The organism is Rhodospirillales bacterium (assembly GCA_023898765.1).
In the GTDB taxonomy this organism is placed as follows: domain Bacteria; phylum Pseudomonadota; class Alphaproteobacteria; order Micavibrionales; family Micavibrionaceae.
This window is the reverse complement of record CP060238.1, coordinates 559,249-584,520: the sequence shown is the minus strand read 5'-3', so window position 1 is coordinate 584,520 and position 25,272 is coordinate 559,249. Positions and strand designations below refer to the sequence as shown.

Sequence of the window (25,272 nt, the reverse complement as noted above, 5' to 3'; positions counted from 1 at the left end):
ATTGATTCATTATGGCGATATCTTCGGCGTTATTCTACAAAGGGTTACAAAAACCGATGGAACAGAACGATATACCGCTATGGTCGCCTTGTGCACCGGAAAAAACTCTTCTCGCTGCATTTATGAACGAATGCGGGCACGGAGGGGACGATTATACCGCCTTTTGGCGCTGGTCGGTGGATCATTCGGAAGAATTCTGGGACAAAGTCTGGGACTTTTGCGATGTCATTGGCGAAAAAGGCAACACCGTTCTTAAAAATCCCGATAAAATGCAGGGCGGACAGTTTTTCCCGGAAGGGAGCCTGAACTACGCCCAGAACCTTCTGCGCCGCAGAGATGAAGCCCCCGCCATTATTTTTCGGAATGAACAGGGTACGGAGCGCAGCCTTTCTTTCAAGCAGCTTTACGATCAGGTCAGCCTGTGGGCGCAGGCCCTCAAGGCTCAGGGGGTAGAAAAAGGGGACAGGGTAGCAGCCTATATGCCCAATATGCCCGAAACGATCATTGCGTGCCTGGCAACGGTTTCCCTCGGCGCCGTCTGGTCTTCGGCCTCTCCTGATTTCGGCGTACAGGGCGTTATCGACCGCTTCGGCCAGATCAAACCCAAAGTCCTGATTAGCGTTGGCGGATATTTTTATGGCGGAAAAACGATTGATTGCCTGAAAAAAATACGGGACATACAGCCCGCGCTCGAAAATCTTGAAAAAACGGTTATCGTTCCCTTTGTCGAAAACGTGCCGGATTTGCACGGTTTGGACAAGACCGTCCTGATGGAAGACTTTTTGAACAATCTCTCTCCGCAGGAGATTGAATTCAATCCCGTTCCTTTTAACCATCCCCTGTTTATCATGTTTTCTTCCGGCACAACGGGCATCCCGAAATGCATTGTGCACGGACATGGCGGCACCTTGCTCCAGCACCTGAAAGAGCACAAATTTCATTGCGACATAAAAAAAGGGGACAGTGTATTCTATTTTACCACCTGCGGCTGGATGATGTGGAACTGGCTCATAACGGCCCTGGCCAGCAATGCAACGCTCCTGCTATTTGACGGCAACCCGTTTTATCCCGACGGAAAAGTTTTGTGGGAGTTTACGTCCAAGCATAATGCGATGCTTTTCGGGACCTCCGCCAAGTATATCGACGCCCTGAAAAAGGACGTTATCCGTCCCGAGGAAGATTTCGATTTGGTCGCCCTCAGAGTTATCACGTCAACGGGCTCGCCTCTGGTGCATGAAAGTTTCGACTACGTGTATTCTTCAATTAAAAAAGACGTGCATCTGGCTTCTATCTCCGGCGGCACCGATATCGTGTCCTGTTTTATGCTGGGAAACCCTGTTTCCCCTGTCTGGCGCGGAGAAATTCAGGGACCGGGGCTTGGTATGGCGGTGGAAGTCTTCGATGAAGACGGAAACCCTATCCCCGCGGGAGCCGGATCGGGAGAGCTGGTTTGCACGAAACCTTTTCCGTCCATGCCTGTCGGTTTCTGGAACGACCCGGATGGAACCAGGTTTCATGAGGCTTATTTCGAAAAATATGAACATATCTGGTGCCATGGCGACTGGATTGAACGCACGGAGCATAACGGCTTTATCATTCACGGAAGATCCGATGCGACGTTAAACCCCGGCGGCGTCCGTATCGGCACGGCTGAAATTTACCGTCAGGTGGAACAAGTGCCGGAAGTTATTGAATCCATCGCTGTCGGACAGGACTGGGAGGGAGACGTACGGGTTATTTTGTTTGTCCGTCTCAAAGAGGGAGCCGTGCTTGATGAAGAACTCACAAGCCGGATTAAAAAACAGATCAGGACCGGGGCTTCGCCGCGACATGTGCCTACGCACGTCATCCAGATTGCCGATATACCACGCACCAAAAGCGGCAAAATAACCGAACTTGCCGTACGCGATGTTATTCACGGGCGAAAAATCAAAAACAAGGAAGCCCTCGCCAATCCCGAAGCATTGGATCTTTATCAAAATCTCGAAGTATTGGGCCAATCTTAAAACGTGACAAAAGAAATCGAACAGGAAAACATCCCTTTTCGCGGTGTTTTAGAACGGCTTGCCCCTAATCCGGGGGCGGAAATGCTGCGTTACGGGTGGCGCAGGCCCGATATTCTGTCGCTGGGACAAGGGGAAGGAGACCTCAAAACACCGGACTTCATTACCAGTGCCACCCATAAGGCCATGAAAGAAGGAAAAACCTTTTACGGCCCTGTGGTTGGAAGACCCGAACTGCGGCAGGAAATTGCGGCCTATTATACGCGCCTGATGGGGCTGAACATGCCCACCGGCCGGATTTTTGTAACCCCCTCCGGCAGCAGCGCCATGCATCTCGCCCTCACGTCTATTTTAGAGGAAGATGATGAAGTCGTCGCCATCACCCCGATCTGGAAAAACCTTCTGGGCGCGGTGGGACTGGCTCAGGCAAAAGTTGTACAGGTCCCGCTGGATGAAAATGAAAACGGCTGGAATCTGGATCTGGAAAAGGTTTTTCAGGCATGTACGTCACGTACGAAGGCCATTTTAATCGTCACTCCTTCCAACCCAACGGGCTGGATTATGCGGCGGGAAGAGATGAAGGACGTTCTGGAATTTGCCCGGGCACGTGGAATCTGGATTATTTCCGATGAGGTCTACAACCGGAGCGTCTTTTATACATCCCACGCCCCGAGTTTTCTGGAAATCGCCCAGGATCACGACTTTCTGTTTACGATTAACAGCTTTTCAAAATCCTATGCCATGACCGGCTGGCGGCTTGGCTGGCTCGTTGGACCGCCGGAATCTGAAAATATTATTCAGGGGATAGCGTTGTACGATAATATGGGTCCGCCAACATTTACCCAATTTGGCGGGATTGAAGCCTTGCGGCACGGGGAGGATTTCATCGCCCAACAGCTTGAATCCTGGCGATCCAATCTGGATTTGCTGACAGACCGTTTTAGAGAAAATCCCCGCATTCATACGCATCGTCCGCCCGCCACATTTTACAGCTTCTTTCGGATAGAGGGGGAAGAAGACTGCATGGCGCTGGCAAAACGGCTCATTGACGAGGGAGGCTTAAGCCTCGCGCCAGGCTGCGCTTTCGGAGAGTGTTGTAAAAGCTGGCTTCGCTTGTGCTTTGCCGTATCGGAAAGAAAACTGGTCGAAGCGATAGATAAACTCGAACAGGTTATAAACGGATAAAAATATGCGTGGATATTTTGGAATCGGAGTCGAAGGAATCAGCAAAGAGGGCAATCTGGGCAATCTGGTGCGAACAGCCCACGCCTTTGGCGCGAGTTTCTTTTTTGTTATTCGCCCGGTCGTTGATATAAACGAAATCCGGGTTTCTGACACCTCCGGCGCATTTGACCATATGCCCTTTCATGTCTGGAACAGTGTGCAGGAAATGGATTTACCGGAAGGATGCAGTTTGACAGGCATCGAATTTATGGAGGATTCGATTGAAATGCCCTCTTTTAGACACCCCACACGCGGCGCTTATGTCCTGGGGCCGGAGATGGGAGACTTGTCCCCGGAACTGATCGAAAAATGCGATCATATTGTCAAAATACCGTCAAAATTTTGTATCAATGTCGGGGTGGCAGGCGCTTTAACCATGTATGACAGGATGATCTCCATGGGACGTTATGCCGAACGGCCCGTCCGCCCTTGCGGAAAGCCTGTAATTCCGGCGGAAAACAATGTGACTCGGCGACGCAAGACAAGAACAAACTTCAACATAAAATAAAGGACTTGCGGTAAATTAATCCGCCCCGTACATTCACAAAACGTGAGAAAAACAATCAGTATTGGAACACAAATGATGATTCGATCGGACAAGACATTCTGGACCTTGATTTTAGCCTTCTCTTTAGCTCTTTTTGCCGTCCCTCTCGCACCTTCCGCTGCGCAGGCATCCGAGCCGGAACTGGTCGGCACACACGGCGACTGGTCGGTTTATAAATTCATGGAAAACGGGAATCAGGTTTGTTACATGGCGGCGACACCCGAAAAAGACGAAGGTGATTATAGCCGCCGGGGTAAAATTTACGCGCTTATCACCAGCCGTCCGGCCGAAGGCACAAACAATGTTTTCAGCTATATTGCCGGATACCCTTACAAAGAAGGCAGCGAAGTTACCGTAACCATCGGAACGCAAAGTTTTAGCCTCTTCACGCAGGATGAAACCGCATGGACCGCCGATGCCGAAACGGATAACCGTCTCGCTTCAGCGATTCGCGGCGGGTCAAAAATGGTTGTAAAAGGAACCTCGCGCCGGGGAACGTTAACAACAGATACCTATAGCCTGCGCGGCAGCAGCGCGGCTCACGATGCTATTTCTGGAAAATGTGGCCATTAGAGACTGCGTCTTCAAATATTTCAGACCCATAAGTTTTATGAAAGAGTTGGAACATATCGTCTGCTATGCTAGATTCTGGGTCTGGGTCAGGCGGTTTCATACATATCAAAAATGAATAGAAACACCAAAGAAGAGAAGCATGCAATAATGTTGAAAAGACGGGTTGTTACTTTTCTGAAAGGGTTTTGCGCAGACGCGGGAAGTATTGCGCCTGAAAAACTCAAAAAAAACTGCCCTGCAGTCCTTTCTTTTCTCGGCCGGATTTTGCGTTTACGGCAACGCCATGTCCTGACCCGGTCGGGATATCTGCGGCTGCGTTATATTGTCGCTCCGGCTGTTTTATTTCTGGTTGTCAGTTCGCCGTTCTTTACATCTTTAGCCTCTTCTCCCGACGGCCTTCGCCTGTATGGCCAAACAGGAGAAAATAGTCAGATAGCCGGGCGCCTGCACCCTCCTGAAAATTTTTCAAGCCGGTTAAACGCCAGTCTTTATGGCCAATTATCCTCCGTTTCTGCAATTGCGCGCAGTATTCCGCAGCCGGTTGAAAAAATTGTCACCGTGAAACCGGGAGATTCTCTGGGCATTGTAATGGAGCATTCCGGTGTCGGAGGAACAGAAGCAGACCAGATCATTAAAGCAATGAAGGCGAATTTTGATCCGCGTCATTTGAAAGCGGGGCAAGATGTCCACATGCATTTTGTGCCGGAGGACGGTGGAGGGATGCGTTTTGCACGTATGAAAATCCCTTTGGATTCGGTAAAAACATTGATCGTTTACCGTGGCGCAGAAGGGTTTTCATCCAAGCTTCACGAAAAGGAAGTGGAAAAAGTTGCGCGCGCACAAAAAACGAATATCGAAGTTTCTCTTTATGGAAGCGCTGCCAAGGCCGGTATTCCAAAATCTGTCGTAACGGAGGCAATCCGCATTTATTCATGGAATGTCGATTTCCAGCGGGATGTCCGGAAAGGCGACGGACTTGAAGTGCTCTATGACAGCTTTGAAACCGACAACGGTCATGTTGTAAAAACCGGGGACATCCTGTACGCGAAGCTAACCTTAAACGGAAAAGAATTGCCTCTTTACCGCTATGAAATGGCCGACGGACGGGTAGGTTATTTCGGCGCAGACGGTCAAAGTTTAAAAAGAACGCTCATGACAACGCCTATCGACGGGGCGCGCATGTCGTCCGGTTTCGGTATGAGACGTCACCCGGTTTTGGGATACAGCAAAATGCATAAAGGGATGGATTTCGCGGCTGCCACAGGAACGCCGATTTATGCCGCCGGAGACGGTGTCGTTGAAAAGGCCGGCCGCTTTAGCTCGTACGGAAAATACGTTCGCATCCGCCATAATTCTGAACTGAAAACCGCTTATGCCCATATGAGCAAAATTAAAACGCGTGTCGGCGCCCGTGTCACACAAGGGCAAGTCATAGGATATGTGGGAACGACAGGACGCTCTACAGGACCTCACTTACATTACGAGGTTTTGAAAAACGGGCAACAAATCAACCCGCGTTCCGTTAATTTGCCCACGGGAGAAAAGCTCACCGGACAGGACATGAAAAAATTCAAGAGCGAAATTAAAAAGATAGACGAAAGATATGCCCGGCTTGTCGCCGACCAGAAATATGCCGACGGACAGAAAGAAAAGAAACATTATAACTGATAATGTTTTATCTTAAAACGTAAGCCTTGACACAATCCTTGTCTGAAAAAGCCTATAAACAATCTGCCGAATACTCGTAACCGCCTTCGGATTTCGGACGGCTGGAAATTGTGATTTCCCGGTCGATCCTCGTCCGGCAGGAAAAAACGGGAAACAGTGTCCGCAAACTCAGCTCCAGGCGGCGGCCTTCGTAAAAGGGACCGCGAGAGCAAAACTCCATCCGCTTTCCGGCTTCTATTTTGAAGCTTTCCGTATGCCGAATTTCCATCCCTTCTTTTTCTCCTGCAATGTCGGTCGAAAGCGTCCCATAGACTTTGTAGGACGTGGAATTGTACAAAACGCCGCAAATGGGAGACGGGGAAACTTCCCCCGCCGCCAATGCAGAAAAAGGAGGTCCGTAAAAGAAAAAACAGGCACCCAGCGCCAAGAAAATCAGATGTCTCATCTCCTCATTCTAGCGCATAACATCACGCAGCGGAAGGAATGCCTTTGGTCGTGGAATATTCAAAATGCAGCGCCTCGCCGGGATGAATCCGGTGATAAATGGCATGGGCGGCCTGCGCACTTTCGGCAAAACCGGTCAGAATATATTGGAGTTTGTCTTCATATGTTACAATGTCACCTATAGCATATATTCCGGGCAGGTTTGTCGCGCAGCTTGACGGATCAACTTTGATCCGGTGCTTGTCTACCTCCAGTCCCCAGTCAGAAATAGGGCCCAAATCGGTGGCAAGCCCGAAAAAAGGCAAAAGGATATCGGCTTCCAGAAGCCGGCCTTCCCCGTCCATGGACTGTACGTGTACGCCGCTTAAGAGGCCCCCGTTTCCTTCAAGCCCTTTGAGTTGATAAGGGGTTACAAGTTCCAGCTTCCCCGATTCTTCCAACATTTTCAAACGGGCGGCGCTTTCAGGGGCCGCGCGGAATTTCTCGCGCCGGTGAACCACATACAACCTGTCTGCAACGTCAGAGAGGGAAAGCGCCCAGTCCACGGCACTGTCTCCCCCGCCCGCAATCACAACTCTTTTCCCTTTAAAATCGCTTTTCCGGCGCACCATGTAAAAAACGGATGTGCCTTCGTAAGAATCCAGCCCCTCCAGCGGCGGCCTGTTCGGACCGAAAGCCCCGGCCCCGCCCGCAACGATAACAGCCGCTGCGAAGATTTCCAGACCGCCGGAGGAGATGAGTTTCCATTTGCTACTTTCTTTGCAAATAGAAACTATTTGTTGCCCCAAATGGTAAGTCGGTTGAAACGGGGCGGCCTGCGCCTCAAGATTTGAAATCAAATCACCCGCCAAAATGGCCGGGCAGCCTGGAATATCATAGATCGGCTTTTCCGGATAAAGCGCGCTGCATTGCCCGCCTATTTCTTCCAGCGAATCGACCACATGGGTTTTAAGCCCCAGCATGCCGCACTCAAAAACGGCGAACAGCCCCACGGGTCCCGCGCCGATAATTGCAACATCGGTTTCAAATCTATTGTTTTTTGACATTTGATATCTGGTATAAGGGAGAACCTTCGCAAAATACAAGGAATTAAAGGCGAAAAGATGAAAAACTTTGTCTCAAAAAGCGAATCCGATACGGCGAATTTTGCGGCAAAAATCGCCCTTAAAGCCCGGCCTGGCGATGTTTTTTGCCTGAGCGGAGACTTGGGCACAGGAAAAAGCGTTTTCGCCCGCGGATTTATCCGGACGCTCTGCGGAAAAGATACGGAGGTGCCAAGCCCGACTTTCACGCTTGTCCAAACCTATGAAACCCCTTGCGCCGATATTTGGCATTTCGATCTCTACCGGATCAAAAACCCCGAAGATATTTTTGAACTGGGATGGGACGAGGCTTTAAGTGACGGCATTGCCCTGATCGAATGGCCGGAAAGAGCCGGAAACTACCTGCCAAAAGACCGGACAGATATTCTCTTCGCCGCAAAAAAAGACGAATCACACATAATCACGGTGGAAACGGCATGACAAAAACCTCCCCGGATACAGCCTTTATTCTGGCGGCCGGAAAGGGCTCGCGGCTGCAACCTTTTACGGACCACATGCCAAAACCTATGGTGCCCGTGGGAGGCAAACCGCTTATTGACCACATACTGAAAAAACTGGAATCCGAAAAAATTCGCAAAGTCGTCATCAATACCCACCATTTGCGGAATATATTGGAAAAGCATTTGGAAAAAACAACATGTCCCCAAATTGTTTTTTCTCCCGAACAAGACCTTTTGGACACAGGTGGCGGCGTAAAAAAAGCCCTTTTAGAGCTGGGAAGCGCGCCCTTTTTCATGATAAACGGCGATGCTTTCTGGGATGAAAAGACGGATAAAACCGCTCTCGGACGCCTTTCCGAATATTGGGATCCTGAAAAAATGGATATTCTGATTCTGCTGCAACCCGTGGATCGGATGATCTTAACCAAAGGTGTAGGAGATTACGACCTGACCCCTGACGGCCGCGCGGTTCGCAATAAAGAAAAAAGGGGGCAGTATATGTTTGCAGGAGTCAGAATCACGAAACCCACCCTTTTCAAAAACAGGACAGAAGACATTTTTTCTTTTTTGGACCTTATGGATGAAGCGGAACAAAAAAGACAGCTTTATGGACTGGTTCATGAAGGCGCGTGGCACCATATCAGCACGCCGGAAGATCTTGAGCGCGTTAACGCCGCGCTTGAAAAAGGTTGCGCGGCATGAGCACAGCCACCTCCCCACCGACTGTCTATAATATTCCCGCAGGGTTTCCTTTCGCCAAAACGCTGGCAAAAGGACTCTTTGCGCGTAAAAATGATATGCCTGAAAGTCTGGCGGACACGACGATCCTCCTCCCCACCCGGCGGGCCTGCCGAACCCTGCGCGAAGCCTTTTTGCAGCTGAGCGAAAACAAACCGCTTCTTCTGCCCCGTATGCAGCCCTTGGGCGATCTTGACGAAGAAGAACTTTCAATCCTGTTGGGCGCTGAAGAAACGCTCAATCTGCCCCCGGCAATCTCTCCTTTGCGTCAACAGCTTCTTCTTGCCCGCACCATTTCGCGCTTGCCCGGTTTTTCAAAAGGGCCGGACCAGGATATGGCGCTGGCGGGAGCGCTGGGACAGTTCATGGACCAGGTTTGCACGGAAGGGCTGGATTTGGAAAAGCTGCCGGACCTTGTGGACCGGGAAAAATTTGCAAAACACTGGCAAATCACCCTTGATTTTCTAGGAATTTTAAGCCGGCACTGGCCCAAGGTTCTGGAAGAAAACCATGTTATCCCCGCTTCCGAAAGACGAAACCGTCTTTTGTCTGCCCTGAACACTTACTGGCAAAAAAACCCGCCTGAAAGGCCCGTTATCGCGGCAGGATCGACCGGATCCATTCCCGCCACGGCCGCTTTGCTTTCAACCATTGCCCGCCTGCCGCAGGGGTGTGTCGTCTTGCCGGGGCTGGATCAAAACATGGAACAGGACAGTTGGGACGCCCTCGACGACACGCATCCCCAGGCAACACTGAAAAAGCTTTTAACTCATATCGGCTGTATGCGTACGGACGTACTTTCATGGCCTCACACCGAAAATCTGCGGCCGGTGACAAAAGCCCGTCAATATCTGGCCTCTGAAATCATGCGTCCGGCGGACACGTCCGAAGGCTGGCAAAATCTCGGCCCTTCCGGCCAGGACAAAAAAGCCTTCACAAACAGCCTTTCGTCCCTCTATCGCTATGACTGCGCGGGGCAGGAAGAAGAAGCCTCCCTCATCGCGCTGGCTTTACGGGAAGTTCTCGAAGACCCGGGGAAAACAGCCGCTCTGGTGACGCCTGACAGACATCTTGCGCGGCGCGTTGCAACGGCCTGCCGGAAATGGGGGATCGAGATAGACGATTCCGGCGGCCAAAGCCTTCCATGCACGCCTGCGGGTAGTTTTTTAATGTTGGGCCTTGCCGCTGCAACGGAAAATCTGCGCCCTGTCGCGCTTCTTGCCCTTTTAAAGCACAATTTGTGTCATATGGACCGGGAAATCCCTCACTACAGGTCCCTTATCCGCACCTTTGATAAAATTCTGCGTGGACCGGTTCAAGGCAGTTCCCTGGATATTTTGAAGGAAAAACTCGAGGATGTCCCCGAATTAACTCCCCTTCATGCACTGCTGGAAAAAACCTTTGGCCCTTTTACAACGCTCTGCTTAAAAGGAGATCAAAGTTTTACGGACCTCCTTCAAGCGCACCTGCTCCTGGCCGAAGCGCTTTGCCCGCCTGAAATCTTATGGAGAGGGGAAGAAGGGGAGGCCGCATCCCTCTTCTTTTCTGATCTGGGCCAACACGCAGACCTTTTGCCCCGCCTAAACGCAAGCGATTACAAGGCGATTTTAAACCGCTTGATGAAAACTGTCACGGTACGCCCTTCCTATGGCATGCACCCGCGGTTAATGATCCTGGGACAGCTTGAAGCCCGGCTTATACAAGCCGACCGCGTCATTCTCTCCGGGCTAAATGAAGGGACATGGCCTCCCGCGCCCCCGTCTGATCCATGGATGTCGCGCCCGATGAGAAAAGATTTCGGCCTCCCGCCGACGGAACGCGCTACCGGACTTGCCGCCCATGATTTTGTGCAGGGCTTTTGCGCGGAAGAGGTTATCCTGACGCGGGCTTTACGGGTCGACGGCACCCCAGGCGTCCCGTCCCGGTGGCTGGAGCGGCTGGATACGGTTTTGCAGGCGCTGGATATCCCTCCCGGGACCATCGCGGCAGGGCCGCATAGTGCCTATGCCGGCGCCTTAAAAGACGTACAGGAGATTACGCCCGCGGAACGTCCCGCACCCAAACCGCCGCTGGAAGCCCGTCCCGATCATTTGCCCGTCACGCAAATTCAAACATGGCTGTATGACCCTTATTCGGTTTATGCGCGCTATATTCTGGGCCTGAAAAAACTAAAACCTTTGGAACAGGCTGTGGATGAGGCTGTAAGAGGAAATATCCTGCATAAAACGCTGGAAAAATTCGTAAAAACATTCCCAAAAGAATTGCCGGACGATGCGCCCCGTCAATTTGTAACCCTCGCAAAAGAGGAAGTTCAAAAAATATCGAAAGATCCGGTCTTCTGGAATTTCTGGCAGCCGCGTCTGGAAAATATCGCGGAATGGTTTTGCGCCCATGAAAAAGACTGGCGGAAAAACTGGAACCCTGCGGTGCAGGAAATAAAGGGACATCTTGTAATATGTGCGGCTGGAAAAGACTTTACACTCAGTGCCACCGCCGATCGTATAGATAGGGGACATGATAAAACCGCCGGTGCCGTCATTGATTATAAATCCGGCGGCACGTTTTCCCTTAAAGGCATGAAAGATGGCCGCCTTCCCCAACTTCCCCTTGAAGCACTTATCCTGTCCAAAGGCGGGTTTAAAGAAGCCGGACTCCCGTCTCTTTCTCCTAAAGTCCTGACCTACTGGACCTTGAACGGGGGACGGGACGGCGGAAAGATCACCGCCTTGTCTGAAAACGTAGAAGAAACCCTTCAAGCTGCCCATAGCGGGCTGATAGCCCTCATCGAAGCTTTCCGTGATAAAAACACGGCCTATCTGAGCCTGCCCGAACTGGACAAAGCCCCGCGCTACAATGATTATGAGCACCTCGCCCGCGTAAAAGAATGGGTGGCCTTAAATGGGGACTCAATGGAAATCGGAGAGGAGGCCGCATAAAAATGGTGAAAACGGCGCCTGCCATCAAAAACTCCTGCCGTGATCTTGACCCGAATGTCTTGCAGCGCCGCGCCTCGGACCCGGAAAACTCGGCCTGGGTCGTTGCTTCGGCGGGCGCGGGCAAAACAAAAGTTCTAACGGACCGGCTCTTACGTCTGCTACTGCCTAAAAAAGAGGGGCAGGGCGGATCACCGCCGGAAAATATTCTGGCCCTGACCTTCACAAAAGCCGCCGCAAACGAAATGGCTCTGCGCCTGAATAAACGCCTCAGCGCATGGGCCGTGATGGATGGAAAGGCGCTGGAGGAAGACCTGAGCGTTCTTTTGGGCCGTATGCCCCGTACAGAAGAAATCAAAAGCGCCCGCAGGCTTTTCGCCCGTGTCGTTGACACACCCGGCGGGATGAAAATCATGACCCTCCATTCCTTTTGTCAGTCCGTATTGGGCCGTTTTCCGCTTGAAGCCGGATTGCCGCCGCATTTTTCCGCACTGGAAGACTCCCAAAGCACAGCCCTTCTTCATCAGGCCACGGATATCGTTTTAGCGCGCGCTTCGAAAGAAAAAGGGTCCCCGATTGGCGAAGCGCTGCATAACATAGCCAAAAACGTCAATGAGGATCAGTTTTTAGCCCTCATACAGCAAATTTCCAGCGAAAGAAGACAGCTCCATACCCTGCTTGAAAAGCATTTCGGAATAGACGGGCTCTACGCACAGCTTTGTAACATACTGGATGTCCCCCCTCTCAAAACAGATCAGGATATGCTTTTAGCGGCAGCGCAAGAAAGTAGCTTTGACGCGCGGGGCCTAAAACAAGCCTGCGCGGCCCTGGCCGAGGGAACGGAAAAAACAGATCAACCCAAAGCCGCTAAAATCCAAACCTGGCTGGATGCAGACATCCCCGAACGCGTACATACATACGCTTCCTATCGAAACGCCTTCCTGACAAAAGAAGGAACGCCCTTTAAAACGCCGGCAACAAAAAGCGTTCTAAAAGCCCATCCCGAAACAGAAGACGTTTTATGCGCGGAGACACAGCGCTTATTAAAACTGGAAGAACAAAGAAAAGCCGCCGCATGCGCCTTTCTAACCCGCGACTTGCTGCTTTTGGGACAGGAAGTTCTGGCAACCTACCAAAAACTGAAAGATGCGTGCAGCGGACTTGATTTTGACGATCTGATTTTACGTGTTCTGGACCTTCTGCAGGGCAAATCGACAAATATGACACCGGAGGATATCGCCCCGTGGGTCATGTATAAACTCGATCAGGGAATTGACCATATTCTGGTAGATGAGGCACAGGACACCAACCCGGAACAGTGGGAAATTATCAAGGCGCTCTGCGCAGATTTTTTCACAGGGGAAAGCGCGAAGGATACGGCACGTACTCTCTTCGTCGTGGGGGATGAAAAACAATCCATTTTCAGTTTCCAGCGCGCCGCGCCGGATAAATTTTCCGATATGCAAAGCTGGTTCGATCAAAAAATACGCGACGCCCAGAAAACGCTCCAATCGGTCCCGATGAATATCTCTTTTCGGTCCGCGCCATCCGTTCTGCAAGCCGTCGATCAGGTTTTCGCCCCCGAACATATGCGCAAAGGACTCGGGCTCCATGTCCTGGATCATATTCCCCATCGCCGCAAACAGGCCGGTCTTGTCCAGCTTTGGCCCTTGTTCGACTCCGTCAAAAATGAAGAAAAGGACGAAGGCTGGCAGCCGCCGGTCCGTATCCGGGAAAGCCAGAGCGGCGCAGCGCAACTTGCGGATTACATTGGAAATACGATTCAAAAATGGGTCAGACATGAAAGACTCGAAAGCCATGACCGGACCGTTCAACCGGGTGATATTATGATTTTACTGCGCACACGCAGCGCCTTTATGGGGCAGCTTGTGCGGGCGCTCAAAACCCGCAGCATTCCTGTAAGCGGCATCGACCGCATGATTTTGAACGAACAGCTTGCCGTACAGGACCTTGTCAGCGCCGCCTCTTTCGCCCTCCTCCCTGAAGACGACCTGTCTTTGGCCGAACTCCTCAAATCGCCTCTCATTGGATGGAATGAAGATCAACTCTTTGCCGTCGCTTATGGCCGAAAAAAAGAGGGACAGAAGAAATCTCTCTGGAGCATTTTAAAAGAAAAAGGAGACGCCGCAGTTCTGTCTTATCTGGAAGATCTGATCCGGCAGGCGGGGATCACCCGCCCTTACGAATTTTTCAGCCGTCTTCTCCAATCTCCCTGCCCGGCAGACGAACAAAGCGGGCTTCGTTCCCTGAAAAAACGGCTGGGTGAAGACGCCATTGACCCGCTGAATGAATTTCTAAATATGGCCCTTTCCTACGAAACAGACCATATTCCAAACCTTCAGTTCTTTTTAAACCTGTACGAACGAGACTCCGTAGAAATTAAACGGCAAATGGAAAATGCAGGAACGGCCGTACGTGTCATGACAATCCACGGTGCCAAAGGCCTGCAGGCACCTATTGTTATTCTGCCCGATACCATTCGAAATTCGAAGCCTGTCCAAAAAGAGCAGCTTCTCTGGCCGGACCGCTCCAACTATCCTGTCCCCATTTTTTCTCCCCAGAAAAGCGGCCTGCCGGAAAAAGCCGCAAATGCCTGGAAAAATATGGAAGAGCGGCTGGATGAAGAATATCGCCGCCTTCTTTATGTGGCCATGACCCGCGCCGAAAACAGGCTGTATATCGGCGGTTATACGGGATATAAAGCGCCGCAACCTGAAAGCTGGTATTATGAGGTCGAAGCAGGAATAAAAAGCCACCCCGGCACTGAAGCTCTTCCTTTTGAAAAGGAACCGGAAAAAATCACTCTGCAACTCTCCAACCCGGAAACAGGGAGTCCTGACAGAAAAAAGGAAGGGAAAGCAGAAGAAAAAGCTGCAATAGCGGCACCGGACTGGCTCTTCCGTCCGGCGCCGGAAGAGCCTCATCCCCCTCGTCCCCTCGTGCCTTCCCGGCCTGCGCAAGAAAGCCCGGCGGCGGCATCTCCGCTTGATGTAAAAGATAAAAACAGGTTCCAGCGGGGACTCCTGACCCATAAGCTGCTCCAGATTCTTCCCGAACTGCCACCGGAAAAACGAACAAAAGCGGCCAAACAATTCGTTATTCAGCACGGACATGCCCTTTTCGAAGACGTTCAGGAAAATATCGTGACGGAAACGATGTGCATTTTAGAAAATCCGGACTTTTTATCCATTTTTGGCGCCGGATCGATGGCAGAAGTCCCCGTAACGGGGCTTTTAGACGACAAAACGCTTATTTCAGGGCAAATTGACCGACTTTTGATTACAAAAGATAAAATTTTAATCATGGATTATAAAACCAACCGACCACCGCCGGAAACAGAAGAAGATATACCCGAAATTTACAAAGCCCAAATGGGAGCGTATAAAGCGGCCTTGCAAAAAATATATCCTGAAAGATCTGTGCGCTGCGCCCTCATTTGGACAGACGGCCCCCGGTTTATGGAGCTTTCGTTATAAGGGCGCAAGTAACCTTGGCCCTTGCCCTTCCGAATCAGATTTTATAGAAACGTATGATACATATTCAAAACAGAGGCTTTTAAAAAGGAACAATACATGACGCAGCAAATTTCCGATGCAGAATTTAAAAATGAAGTCCTGGGCGCAAACGGTCCGGTCGTTGTAGATTTTTGGGCGGAATGGTGCGGCCCGTGTAAAGCCCTCTCCCCGATCGTTGACGAGGTCGCCGGGGAAATGGAAGGCAAAATCAAAATGGTCAAAGTCAATATTGACGAAAACCCCCAAAGCCCGACACAGTACGGTGTACGCGGTATTCCAACCTTAATTGCCTTTAAGGACGGAAAAGTTCTGGATACGAAAATCGGCGGAATGTCCAAAGCCCAGTTGGTTCAGTGGATAGATTCCCTCGTATAAACTTAAACCTCCCTGAAATCCGGGAATACCGCTTTTAGACGTTATCAAGAGAACGGGGGCCGTCCAAATGAAGGACAGCCCCCGATGTAATATGTTTAAATTTTCTAAGACTTATTTAACGTCAGAGAACTCCTGAACGCCCCATGCATCAACAGATGTTGCGTTGGCGCCGTCTTCCCCGATCGTTGCCTGCATGGCTTCGTAGACGATCGGCAGGGCAAACAGACCACCACCGGCTGCCAGACGAATAGCACCATGTTGAAGAGGCGTGTTGCTCGGATTTTCAACGTGATCCTTGATTTTCAAAATCCCCAGAACCCCCAGAAGAATTCCGACCATGTAGGACACACCCGTCAGCAGACCGGGAAGATCCTGAATGGATTCGGAAATGTTATCCGAGATCGTGCTGAAGTTTTTTGCAGCATGAGCACTTTCAACACCGCTTACCATTCCGGTAAAAAGAGCTGCGCTCATCATCAAACTTTTCTTTCTTAAAAATTTCACCATGTTTTTTCTCCTTTTGAATATCATGTTATTAAAAGCTGGAAACTTTTAATAAAGAAAATGTTTTTAAAACCTATCTAACATTGTTTCCTGCTATACTTAAATTAGACCACATCTTGACCAAATAAGGCAAATTTGTGCGCAAGGAAAATGAACAAAATTCACTTAAGTTATTGATTTAAAACAGAATAAAAATTTTATTTTTTTACGAAAAAACACCCTTTTTCCAAATAAGGCCAAAATAAGGCACCCCGTTTCAAAAGATTACCGGCGGATGCAACATCCCTTTTCTTCAAAGAAACGTCTTAAAAACCCGGATATAGAAAGAATTATTCTTGATCGGACGCCGCTTCACCGGAAGGGAATTCCCCTTCTTTGTCTGCCGTGTCTCCCATATCTTGCGATGAGCTGACTTTTGGTTTTCCGCTCCCCGTAGAATCGGGAGAAAGAACCATAATCATCTGCCGGCCTTCCATTTTAGGAGACAACTCAACCTTGGATAAATCAGCCAAATCATCACGAAACCGACTGAGCATATTCATTGCCAGATCCTTATGCGCCATTTCCCGTCCACGAAAACGAAGCGTCACCTTGACTTTATTTTCATCCTTCAGAAAACGCTGCGCATTCCGCAGTTTGACATTGTAATCATGCACTTCCGTTGTCGGACGCATCTTGATTTCCTTGATTTCGACCGTTTTCTGTTTTTTACGGGCTTCATTGGCTTTTTTCTGCTGTTCGTACCTATATTTTCCGTAATCTAATATTTTACAAACAGGGGGATCCGCATTGGGGGAAATTTCTACCAAATCCAGACCAATATTTTCTGCGGCTTCTATTGCTTCCGAAAGGCTTGAAACGCCGAGCATTTCTCCATCCGCGCCAACCAGACGGACTTTTTCCGCTGTAATCTGGTCATTAATCCGCGGTCCTTGCGGTTTACGGGGCTGAAAAGGGGGTTTGGCTATGGTCGAATCTCCTTAAAATTATTAAAAAAACAGCTCATTAAAATCTATCAAAGACAAATGAAAGAATAGTGAACAGGGCATTAATAGGGGGCTTTAACCTCATTTGCAAGGGATTCCAGAGCCTGCTCCAGAGCTTGCACATCCTGATCGTTGCTGCCGAAACGGCGAATGGCAACCGTTTTTTCTTCCGCCTCACGCGCACCTACGACAAACAGGACAGGCACCTTCTGAAGGGAATGCTCCCGCACCTTGTAATTAATTTTTTCGTTGCGAATATCCAGTTCAGCGCGAATATTTTTCGCTTTCAGGGCTTCATAAACGGTCCGCGCGTACGCATCCGCTTCGTTTGTAATGGTTGCCACAACGCACTGAACAGGCGTAAGCCAGAGCGGCAATTTCCCGCCATAGCTTTCGATCATGATTCCGATGAAACGCTCCAGCGTCCCTAAAATTGCCCGATGCAGCATAACAGGACGGTGACGCGCACCATCTTCGCCAACATAGGAAGCGTCCAGACGCTCAGGCAAAACGAAATCCAGTTGCAACGTTCCACATTGCCACGTCCGGCCAATTGCATCCTGCAAATGAAACTCCAGCTTCGGTCCGTAAAAAGCACCCTCGCCGGGCAAATCCTCATAAGCGAGGCCCGCTTGCTCCAGCGCATCCCGCAAACCTTTTTCTGCACGGTCCCAGACCTCGTCCGTTCCGGCGCGCTGCTCCGGCCGCAGGGCCAATTTCACATCAATTTTTTCAAAACCGAGATCGGAATATATTTTTTGAAGCAATTCACAAAAAGAAACGCTTTCTTGCGTAATCTGGTCTTCGCTACAAAAAATATGGGCATCATCCTGCGTCATTTGCCGCACACGCATCAGACCATGCAGCGCACCATGGGCTTCATTCCGGTGACAGCAGCCAAACTCAGCCATACGCAAGGGCAAATCACGGTAGGATTTCAATCCCTGCCTGAAAATCTGGACATGCGCGGGGCAGTTCATCGGCTTCAAAGCCATAAGGCCCGCTTTACCTGACAGAACAGGCCCTTCATCGGAAGTATTCGGAACCTCATCCGGAACCACAAACATGTTTTCGCGGAATTTTCCCCAATGGCCAGATGCCTCCCAAAGCTTGTTATCAATAAGCTGTGGTGTTTTGACTTCCTGATAACCGGAATCTGACAAACGGCGGCGAATATAGGCTTCAAGCTGGTTATAAATCACGTAGCCCTTGGGATGCCAAAAAACAGAGCCCTGCGCTTCTTCCTGCAAATGGAAGAGATCCATTTCTTTTCCCAGTTTGCGATGATCGCGTTTTTCTGCTTCCTCAAGCTGGGTCAAGTAGGCTTTTAAGTCCTGGTCATTCCGCCAGGCCGTGCCGTAAATGCGGTGAAGCTGCGCCTTGTCCGAATCCCCGCGCCAGTAAGCACCCGCCATTTTCATCAATTTAAACGCCGTGCCCACATGTTTGACGGATGGCAAATGCGGCCCCCGGCAAAGGTCAAGCCACTGCCCCTGCTTATAAACCGTGATGGTTTCGTCTTCCGGCAAATCTTCAATGAGTTCGGCCTTATAGGATTCCCCCTTGCCTTTAAAATACGAAATGGCTTCGTTACGATCCCAGACTTCGCGCGTAATTTTTTCACCGCGCTCCACAATCCTGCGCATCTCTTTTTCAATTTTGTCGAAATCTTCGACCGAAAACGGCTCCTCACGGGCAAAATCGTAGTAAAACCCGTTCTCTATTGTCGGGCCAATCGTTACCTGCGTACCGGGAAAAAGATTCTGGACCGCCTCTGCCATAACGTGCGCGCAATCATGCCGGATAAGGTCCAGCGCCTCTTCATCCTCGCGCCGGACAATGGCGACGGCCGAATCTTTTTCAATGGGCAGGGATAAATCCGACAAAACACCGTCAATCCTGATGGCCACAGAAACCTTCGCCAGGGATTTGGAAATGCTTTCCGCAATTTCCATTCCCGTGACCCCCGCGCCATATTCGCGTGTAGAGCCATCGGGCAATGTAATTGTAATATTCTCAGGCATCCTGTTTTCCGCTGTTTTCATAGACATGATTATTAAATCCTAAGCCTGCGCAACGCCAGCTTTTATTTCATCTAAAAACATGAATTCCAGCGCCTTTTCAACATGGATTTTCGTGGTGTCAAACAGCGGCACAGATGAATCGCCGTGATCGATCAGCATTGTAATTTCGGTACACCCCATCACAATCCCCTGCGCGCCGCGCTTAATAAGCTCATTAATGACATCGCGGTAAGCAACGCGGGAAGATTCCTTCACCTGTCCCTTTGTCAGTTCGTCATAAATAACATTATTCACGATCTCCCGCCCTTTTTCATCCGGCACAAGAACGTCAATCCCTTTATCTTGCAACCGCTTTTTATAAAAATCCTGCTCCATGGTGTAGCGGGTCCCCAAAAGCCCGACCGTTTTGATTTTGCTTGTGACAATGCGGTCTGCTGTAGCTTCCGCCAAATGAAGGAATGGGATATGAATAGCAGACTCTATCTGGTCAGAAACTTTGTGCATGGTATTTGTAGCCAAAATAATAAAATCGGCGCCGGCACGCTCTAAAGCGCAAGCCTCTGCCGCCAGAATCTTCCCTTGCGTGTCCCAATCACCTTTATTTTTCAGATCAATAAACTCCTGAAAATCTACCGAGGAAAGAAGAATTTTCGCGTTATGCGCGCTGCCGAGGCGTACACGTACACCTTCATTGAGCCACTGGTAATATTTTACCGTTGATTCTGGAGAGAGGCCGCCGATGATACCGATTTTTTTCATGTCGCGTTCGGGAAAAACTACCGCTCGTTCATCGCCTTATCGAGCGTCTTGACGAAAGGTTTCAAGAGATATTCCATGACGGTTTTTTTACCGGTCATGATATCCACGCTGGCAACCATACCCGGAATAATAGGCAAAATCTCTCCGGCGCGCTTGAGGGAATTTTCTTCGGTCAGGATTGTCACCATGTAAAAACTTTCGTCTTTTTCGTTCATCACCGCATCCGGGGAAATAGAAACAAGCTTGCCCTTCAACCCCCCGTAAATCGAAAAATCATAGGCTGTAATTTTAACAACCGCCGGCTGGTCGGGATAAAGAAAAGCAATATCCTTTGGGTTAATACGGGCCTCAACCAAAAGCTGGTCGTCCTTGGGAACAATCTCGATAAATTCCTGTCCCGGCTGGACGACACCGCCAACCGTATAGACCTTCAGATCCTTTACGAAACCATTCACCGGAGATTTGATATCCGCACGGATTTTCCGGTCTTTAAGTCCTACAAGACCTTCCTTGATCGAGTTCATTTCGATCATTTTGGCGGACAGCTCCGTCTGGGCCTGCGCGCGCGCCTGGGACTTGATATCCTCAATCTGGGCTTCCGCCTCTTTAATCGCAGCTTTCGCGCGCGGAATGGCGGATAGAACCCCGTTCAGCTCCGTTTCCGTTTGCTTGATACTCCGGTCCAGTTGCAACAATTCCATTTTCGGGGCCGCGCCGCTTTCCACCAACGGCGCAACCATTGCCTTTTCTTCTTTGGCCAGATTAAGCTGCCCGCGCACGTCATTGGCCCGAATCTGAAGCTCCCGAAGTTCCTGCTCGCGCTGGCTTTTCTGCTGCTGAATAACCAGGGTTTGGCTCGTGATTTTATCCTGATTGGCACGGTAGGAATTCATTTCTTCCGTCACGGATTGCGGTGCACCCTCCATGACATTATCCGGAAATACCGGAATTTCACCGGCAACTTCCGCCTGAAGCCGCGTTACCGTAGCCAGCAACCCCAAATGTCTGGCCTGCCCGGACCCCAGATCGGATGAAGCAGCGACGTCGCTAAGACGCACAAGAACCTGTCCGGCTTTTACCTCGTCGCCCTTCTTGATAAAAAACTCCTCGACAATCCCGCCTTCCAGAGAGGAGATTTTCTGCACTTCACTGGCGGGAATGACTTTCCCGTCCCCGCGCGTTACCTCATCGAGCGCGGCCCAGTTCGCCCATAAAATGAACACCGTAAAAAACCCGATGATCCCCAGCATTAAAAGATGTTTGGACAGCCCCAGATCTTCATCCGTATCAAAAAACCGGTCCGCACGGGCTCCCAGCCTATCCATTCCGCCATGAATCCAGTGACGCTGCGCCGCCTGCCAGTCCGCCTCATTGTTCATGTTTAAGTCTTCAGGGGCTTTTTCCCCCGGCGACTGCCCGGCCATTTGCTGCATAGCCTTGGCCAGACGCGGATCATGTCCTGTCACTTCTTTGATCGGTTTTTTCTTCTTCGAAAAAAACATGTCTAGACCTTCGTTTTCTCTGCGGCAGTGCCATACTGGCGGCCCTGAAGTTTCTGAATTACTTCCTCTTTAGGGCCGTAAGCCACCATGCGCCCACGATCCAGCAAAATAAGCTTGTCCACCAGCGTCAGCATAGACCCTTTATGCGTAATCAGGATTGTCGTGCGGCCCTGACTCAGTTTTTCCAGACGCTTGCGCAGACGGTTTTCGGACGCCGGGTCCATGGCGGCCGTTGGTTCATCCAGAATAAGGATCGGCGGATCGTAAAGAAGCGCGCGCGCGATTGCGACAGACTGGCGCTGCCCCCCGGACAGGGATTCACCGCGCTCCCCTACCTGCGTATCCATACCGGCCTGTGAATCGCGTAAGAATTCCGCAACTCCTGCCAGCTCCGCCGCACGCAGCACCGCCCGGTCAGGCGCCATCTCATGCCCCATCGTAATATTTTCACGCACAGAACCGTAAAAAAGCTGCGGGCTTTGCTGAACGGCCCCGACATTCCGGCGCAAGTCTCCGGGATCGATTTGCCGGACATCCGTTCCGTCGAGCTGCACCGTTCCGCTTTCCGGCTGATAAAGATTGATTAAAAGCCGTTCGATTGTCGTCTTGCCGGACCCCACCGCGCCGATCACCCCGACATGCTCGCCGGGTTCAACCGCAAAGCTCAAATGGTTCAAGGCGGGAACCGTTTGTCCCGGATAATGAAACAGGACATCCCTGAATTCGATTTTTCCCCGGATAGTCGGCATGGAAATGAAATGCGTTCCTTTGGGCCGTTCCACGGGTTTTTTCATCAAGTCATTCAGTTGATTCAAAGATTCACGGGATTGATGCAGGCGTGTCAAAAGCCCCGCAATCTGTGCAAGAGGGGCCATCGCACGGCCCGTCAAAATAACGCAGGCCACCAGAGCCCCCATCGAAATTTCAGCTTCACTGATAAGGAACACACCCACAATCACAACCACGACGCTGGCAATCTGCTGAATAAATGTCGCAAAATACAGCGCTAGGGAATTCATCTTTTTTGTTCTAACGGAGGTACGGGAGGATTTTTCCGTCAGTTCCTCCCATTTACGCTGCGTATTGCCTTCGGCGGCCTGTACCTTAATCGTCTCAAGCCCGCTGATCGTTTCAAACAAAAGCGCATTTTTAAGCGCGCTTTCCATCATGGATTCCTTGACTGCTTTTCGAAGAGCCCCTTGCATGAAAAAGCCCATGACCAGAACAATGGGAATGGCCGCGAGCGGCACAAAGGCAATAGGACCGCCGACGATGGCAATAATCGCAATAAACAAAAAGATAAAAGGAAAATCTATCAGCGCCGCCATTGTTGCGGAGGTAAAGAAGTCCCGAATCGTTTCAAATTCGCGCATATTGCTGGCCAAAACGCCCGCGCTCGCCGGACGCGCCGCCATCGTCATGCCCATCATTTGTTCGAAGAGCCGCGCGGAAATTTTGATATCCGCTTTCCGCCCCGCATGGTCCAGAAAATGAGACCGCAAAATTTTCAGAATAAGATCAAAGCAATAAACGGTTGCCACGCCGGCAGCAAGAACCCACAAAGTCTCGAACGCGTTATTGGGCACGACGCGGTCATAAACATTCATTACAAAAAGGGACGAAGCCAGTGCAAACATGTTGATCATGGCCGCCGCCATAATCACTTCGGCATAAATACCCCTGTTTTCCCACAAAGCAGACCAAAACCAGTCACGCGCCGTATCAATTGCTGCGGGCCCCGCGCGATCGTCTGTCCGTGCGATAGGACGGATATAAAAAGCATAGCCGGTATAAAGGTTTTTAAGCTTTTCCAGATCAAGCGGCTGCCTCTCATCCTCGGTCTCAGGGAACTGGACGATAAACTTTGTTTCCGGATGCAGCCGTTCGATCGTCTTTGTGCCGCCGAAAAGCGTTTTCTTTTCCGCATGCTGAATACTCCAGAGCACGCAGGCCTGACCGTTTTCCAAAACCAGAACGCAGGGAAGGTTCGGAGCGATCGCCAGCGCCTCTAAAGAACGCTCCGCCAAACGGGCATGCAAATCGGCCCTTTCTGCCGCCCGCCCAAAAAGGACGGGGGTAATGCCGCTTTTAGGAATAGGAAGACCGGACGTTAAAGACGCCGTACTTGTACGTCTGCCATAATGGGCCGCCGTAATTCTAAGACAATCCACCAACGGATCATCGATCGCAATTCGATCGGCCTCCAATGGCCAGGAATCCATCTCCTTGTTGTGCTCATCGCCTTCCGGCAATCCGGGATCTGCGGCAGAATCGGACGCTTCCTCGACAGACGACTCTGGCAAAGGCGTTTCTGAATCAGGCTGTGTCTGGCCCGTCTTTTTCCCCGGGCCGGGTTTTGAATTCGTCACAAGAGAACCTTGCGTTTAGTTTTGTTTAGCGATCAACCTGTTCGATATTCACACTAATCTGATCGCTTTCACGCGGATAAGCAACGCCCAAAGTCGGCAGAAGCTGTCCCTTTACAGCGACCAGACGGAAGATTGAAAACATCTCCAGGAATTCAGCATTAATCGTATTTGTACGGGAAACAAACAGCTCGTTTTGGGCATCCAGAACATCCAGAAGCGTCCGGCGATCCAGCGAAAACTGATCCTTATAGGCCCGTACGACTTCGGCATTGGCAGCCGCCTGTGCAGAAAACTGACTGGCGCGCTCTCCGGAGGAAACCATTCTCGCCCATGTTTGACGCACATCGTCTTCCAGCGCACGGGCTGTCTGGTCACGGGATTCCTTCGCCTGTTGATGACGGTGCGTAAACTCGCGCACGCGGGCCATGTCCGCGCCGCCGCGATAAAGATTCCAGTTAACCACCAAAAGGGCGGAAGCGCTTGTATCCCTGCCTTTAACTCCTCCCAGGTTATCCCCCTGGGTTGCGTTCAGTTGCAGATCCAGTTCAGGATAAAGCGTTGAACCCGTGGCCTGATATTCAGCATAAGCCACATCAATATCGGATTCGACAATGTCCAGCGTCGGACTTTGAGTCAAAGCGGCCATCACCTCCTGCTCAACATCCGCACTAATCGCATCGACCGGAATGGCCGGCAAGACGAGGTCTTTGGGCATATCGCCAACGGCGCGGTGAAAGCTGGATTCGGCAATGCGAAGCTGCTCACGGATACTGGATTCCTGCGCCCGCGCCGAAGCCAGACGCGCCTTGATTTGTTCCATATCAGCCTGCGTCGAACGGCCGGCGTTTACGCCTTCCTCAATCATCGCCATAATAGCGACATGCTCGGCAACATTTTCACGCGTAATATCAAGAAGCTCGCGCTGGCGCATCACTTCAAGGAAAAACTCCACAATCGACAATCCAACGAGTTCGGCCGTTTCCTTCACACGGTGAGCGGAAGACTGAACACGGTGTTTCTGGCGTTCATTTTCATATTTTGTTGCCCAACCGTCAAAAAGCATCTGGGTCAGAGTCAGGCTGCTGTTATAGCGCCACAATGACTCCGTGTCGTCACCAACCCCAGCCCGCGTCGACACGTCATCCGTATATTCATATCCGGTATCTCCCCGGAAATCGATGGAAGGGTACCAAAGCCCGCGCGCCTGATTCAGCTCTTCATCCGTGGCCCGGCGGGACGCCGCAACAACGCCATATTCAGGATTCGTCATAACCCCTTCGGATACCGCCTCGGACAGGCTCATCTCCATCGGATTGTCCTGCGCCTGTGCAGAAGGTGAAAACACAAGAAGAGCAACGCAGGAAACACTCAGCGCTGCCAGCTTAATCCAGTCGGTTGTCATGATATGACCCTCATTTTTTAATAATAACTTTAACTCGCTTATCACGGTGCCAAAAGGTCCATTTTATACAGCTGTTTAGCCACCTGACCCGTCAGTTATCCCTTTTTTTAGGGCGCAGCGCAAGATGTTTTCACAAAAACAA

At 50.7% G+C, this 25,272-nt stretch carries 19 protein-coding genes; 10 read left to right on the top strand and 9 right to left on the bottom strand.

Annotated features, from left to right (window positions below):
* The first annotated feature begins 56 nt into the window (after nucleotides 1-56).
* The 5 genes from H6853_02825 (at nucleotide 57) to H6853_02805 (ending at nucleotide 6,015) form a co-directional block, all read left to right on the top strand.
* Nucleotides 57-2,006: an acetoacetate--CoA ligase gene (locus H6853_02825; GenBank protein USO04220.1), complete on the top strand. Its 1,950-nt coding sequence runs from the start codon at nucleotides 57-59 to the stop codon at nucleotides 2,004-2,006.
* A 3-nt stretch (nucleotides 2,007-2,009) separates the two neighbouring features.
* The gene (locus tag H6853_02820) at nucleotides 2,010-3,188 is read left to right on the top strand and encodes an aminotransferase class I/II-fold pyridoxal phosphate-dependent enzyme (protein ID USO04219.1); all 1,179 of its coding nucleotides are present in this window, start codon (nucleotides 2,010-2,012) and stop codon (nucleotides 3,186-3,188) included.
* A 4-nt stretch (nucleotides 3,189-3,192) separates the two neighbouring features.
* Nucleotides 3,193-3,735, top strand: coding sequence for a TrmH family RNA methyltransferase (locus H6853_02815; protein ID USO04218.1), 543 nt, complete (start codon nucleotides 3,193-3,195; stop codon nucleotides 3,733-3,735).
* Nucleotides 3,736-3,810: 75 nt separating this feature from the next.
* A complete protein-coding gene (locus H6853_02810; protein USO04581.1) occupies nucleotides 3,811-4,347 on the top strand; it encodes a hypothetical protein in 537 nt (178 codons plus the stop codon).
* 147 nt (nucleotides 4,348-4,494) lie between these two features.
* Nucleotides 4,495-6,015 carry a peptidoglycan DD-metalloendopeptidase family protein gene (locus H6853_02805; GenBank protein ID USO04217.1) on the top strand — a complete coding sequence of 507 codons (1,521 nt, stop codon included), beginning with the start codon at nucleotides 4,495-4,497 and terminating at the stop codon, nucleotides 6,013-6,015.
* Nucleotides 6,016-6,067: 52 nt separating this feature from the next.
* Here the strand turns inward: H6853_02805 and H6853_02800 are convergent, their stop codons facing one another.
* Nucleotides 6,068-6,460 carry a hypothetical protein gene (locus tag H6853_02800; GenBank protein USO04216.1) on the bottom strand — a complete coding sequence of 131 codons (393 nt, stop codon included), beginning with the start codon at nucleotides 6,458-6,460 and terminating at the stop codon, nucleotides 6,068-6,070.
* 22 nt (nucleotides 6,461-6,482) lie between these two features.
* The gene (locus H6853_02795; protein ID USO04215.1) at nucleotides 6,483-7,505 is read right to left on the bottom strand and encodes an NAD(P)/FAD-dependent oxidoreductase; all 1,023 of its coding nucleotides are present in this window, start codon (nucleotides 7,503-7,505) and stop codon (nucleotides 6,483-6,485) included.
* Between the two features lie 57 nt (nucleotides 7,506-7,562).
* On the opposite strand from H6853_02795, the gene tsaE reads away from it, so the two are divergent.
* From tsaE to trxA, 5 genes are all read left to right on the top strand, one after another.
* The gene (tsaE, locus tag H6853_02790; GenBank protein USO04214.1) at nucleotides 7,563-7,982 is read left to right on the top strand and encodes a tRNA (adenosine(37)-N6)-threonylcarbamoyltransferase complex ATPase subunit type 1 TsaE; all 420 of its coding nucleotides are present in this window, start codon (nucleotides 7,563-7,565) and stop codon (nucleotides 7,980-7,982) included.
* The gene (locus H6853_02785) at nucleotides 7,979-8,704 is read left to right on the top strand and encodes a nucleotidyltransferase family protein (protein USO04213.1); all 726 of its coding nucleotides are present in this window, start codon (nucleotides 7,979-7,981) and stop codon (nucleotides 8,702-8,704) included. Before tsaE ends, H6853_02785 begins: the two co-directional genes overlap by 4 nt.
* Entirely contained in the window at nucleotides 8,701-11,676 is a 2,976-nt protein-coding gene (locus tag H6853_02780) for a PD-(D/E)XK nuclease family protein (protein ID USO04212.1), read from the top strand. The genes H6853_02785 and H6853_02780 overlap by 4 nt, the downstream gene beginning before the upstream one ends.
* Before the next feature lie 2 nt (nucleotides 11,677-11,678).
* Nucleotides 11,679-15,170: a double-strand break repair helicase AddA gene (addA, locus tag H6853_02775; protein USO04211.1), complete on the top strand. Its 3,492-nt coding sequence runs from the start codon at nucleotides 11,679-11,681 to the stop codon at nucleotides 15,168-15,170.
* Between the two features lie 96 nt (nucleotides 15,171-15,266).
* Nucleotides 15,267-15,584 (top strand): thioredoxin, encoded by a 318-nt coding sequence (gene trxA / locus H6853_02770; protein ID USO04210.1) that lies wholly within the window; start codon nucleotides 15,267-15,269, stop codon nucleotides 15,582-15,584.
* A 111-nt stretch (nucleotides 15,585-15,695) separates the two neighbouring features.
* Here the strand turns inward: trxA and H6853_02765 are convergent, their stop codons facing one another.
* From H6853_02765 to H6853_02735, 7 genes are all read right to left on the bottom strand, one after another.
* Nucleotides 15,696-16,091: a hypothetical protein gene (locus H6853_02765; protein USO04209.1), complete on the bottom strand. Its 396-nt coding sequence runs from the start codon at nucleotides 16,089-16,091 to the stop codon at nucleotides 15,696-15,698.
* A gap of 326 nt (nucleotides 16,092-16,417) precedes the next feature.
* Nucleotides 16,418-17,056, bottom strand: coding sequence for a translation initiation factor IF-3 (locus H6853_02760; GenBank protein USO04580.1), 639 nt, complete (start codon nucleotides 17,054-17,056; stop codon nucleotides 16,418-16,420).
* Between the two features lie 80 nt (nucleotides 17,057-17,136).
* A complete protein-coding gene (thrS, locus tag H6853_02755; GenBank protein ID USO04208.1) occupies nucleotides 17,137-19,125 on the bottom strand; it encodes a threonine--tRNA ligase in 1,989 nt (662 codons plus the stop codon).
* 12 nt (nucleotides 19,126-19,137) lie between these two features.
* Nucleotides 19,138-19,857, bottom strand: a complete 720-nt coding sequence (locus H6853_02750) for an aspartate/glutamate racemase family protein (GenBank protein ID USO04207.1) — start codon at nucleotides 19,855-19,857, stop codon at nucleotides 19,138-19,140.
* Between the two features lie 17 nt (nucleotides 19,858-19,874).
* Entirely contained in the window at nucleotides 19,875-21,290 is a 1,416-nt protein-coding gene (locus tag H6853_02745) for an HlyD family type I secretion periplasmic adaptor subunit (GenBank protein USO04579.1), read from the bottom strand.
* A gap of 71 nt (nucleotides 21,291-21,361) precedes the next feature.
* On the bottom strand, nucleotides 21,362-23,581 hold the full coding sequence (locus H6853_02740; GenBank protein USO04578.1) for a type I secretion system permease/ATPase: 2,220 nt from the start codon (nucleotides 23,579-23,581) through the stop codon (nucleotides 21,362-21,364).
* Between the two features lie 172 nt (nucleotides 23,582-23,753).
* Nucleotides 23,754-25,130 (bottom strand): TolC family outer membrane protein, encoded by a 1,377-nt coding sequence (locus H6853_02735; GenBank protein USO04206.1) that lies wholly within the window; start codon nucleotides 25,128-25,130, stop codon nucleotides 23,754-23,756.
* Nucleotides 25,131-25,272 lie beyond the last annotated feature (142 nt).

What these genes read in the sequence shown, in the direction of transcription:
- H6853_02795 (USO04215.1), bottom strand. Translation starts at nt 7,505, where the DNA reads ATGTCAAAAAACAATAGATTTGAAACCGATGTTGCAATTATCGGCGCG.
- H6853_02750 (USO04207.1), bottom strand. Translation starts at nt 19,857, where the DNA reads ATGAAAAAAATCGGTATCATCGGCGGCCTCTCTCCAGAATCAACGGTA.
- H6853_02740 (USO04578.1), bottom strand. Translation starts at nt 23,581, where the DNA reads ATGGATTCCTGGCCATTGGAGGCCGATCGAATTGCGATCGATGATCCG.
- H6853_02825 (USO04220.1), top strand. Translation starts at nt 57, where the DNA reads ATGGAACAGAACGATATACCGCTATGGTCGCCTTGTGCACCGGAAAAA.
- tsaE (USO04214.1), top strand. Translation starts at nt 7,563, where the DNA reads ATGAAAAACTTTGTCTCAAAAAGCGAATCCGATACGGCGAATTTTGCG.
- H6853_02815 (USO04218.1), top strand. Translation starts at nt 3,193, where the DNA reads ATGCGTGGATATTTTGGAATCGGAGTCGAAGGAATCAGCAAAGAGGGC.
- H6853_02800 (USO04216.1), bottom strand. Translation starts at nt 6,460, where the DNA reads ATGAGACATCTGATTTTCTTGGCGCTGGGTGCCTGTTTTTTCTTTTAC.
- H6853_02765 (USO04209.1), bottom strand. Translation starts at nt 16,091, where the DNA reads ATGGTGAAATTTTTAAGAAAGAAAAGTTTGATGATGAGCGCAGCTCTT.
- H6853_02735 (USO04206.1), bottom strand. Translation starts at nt 25,130, where the DNA reads ATGACAACCGACTGGATTAAGCTGGCAGCGCTGAGTGTTTCCTGCGTT.
- H6853_02780 (USO04212.1), top strand. Translation starts at nt 8,701, where the DNA reads ATGAGCACAGCCACCTCCCCACCGACTGTCTATAATATTCCCGCAGGG.
- H6853_02810 (USO04581.1), top strand. Translation starts at nt 3,811, where the DNA reads ATGATTCGATCGGACAAGACATTCTGGACCTTGATTTTAGCCTTCTCT.
- H6853_02805 (USO04217.1), top strand. Translation starts at nt 4,495, where the DNA reads ATGTTGAAAAGACGGGTTGTTACTTTTCTGAAAGGGTTTTGCGCAGAC.
- thrS (USO04208.1), bottom strand. Translation starts at nt 19,125, where the DNA reads ATGTCTATGAAAACAGCGGAAAACAGGATGCCTGAGAATATTACAATT.
- H6853_02745 (USO04579.1), bottom strand. Translation starts at nt 21,290, where the DNA reads ATGCAGCAAATGGCCGGGCAGTCGCCGGGGGAAAAAGCCCCTGAAGAC.
- H6853_02785 (USO04213.1), top strand. Translation starts at nt 7,979, where the DNA reads ATGACAAAAACCTCCCCGGATACAGCCTTTATTCTGGCGGCCGGAAAG.
- addA (USO04211.1), top strand. Translation starts at nt 11,679, where the DNA reads ATGGTGAAAACGGCGCCTGCCATCAAAAACTCCTGCCGTGATCTTGAC.
- trxA (USO04210.1), top strand. Translation starts at nt 15,267, where the DNA reads ATGACGCAGCAAATTTCCGATGCAGAATTTAAAAATGAAGTCCTGGGC.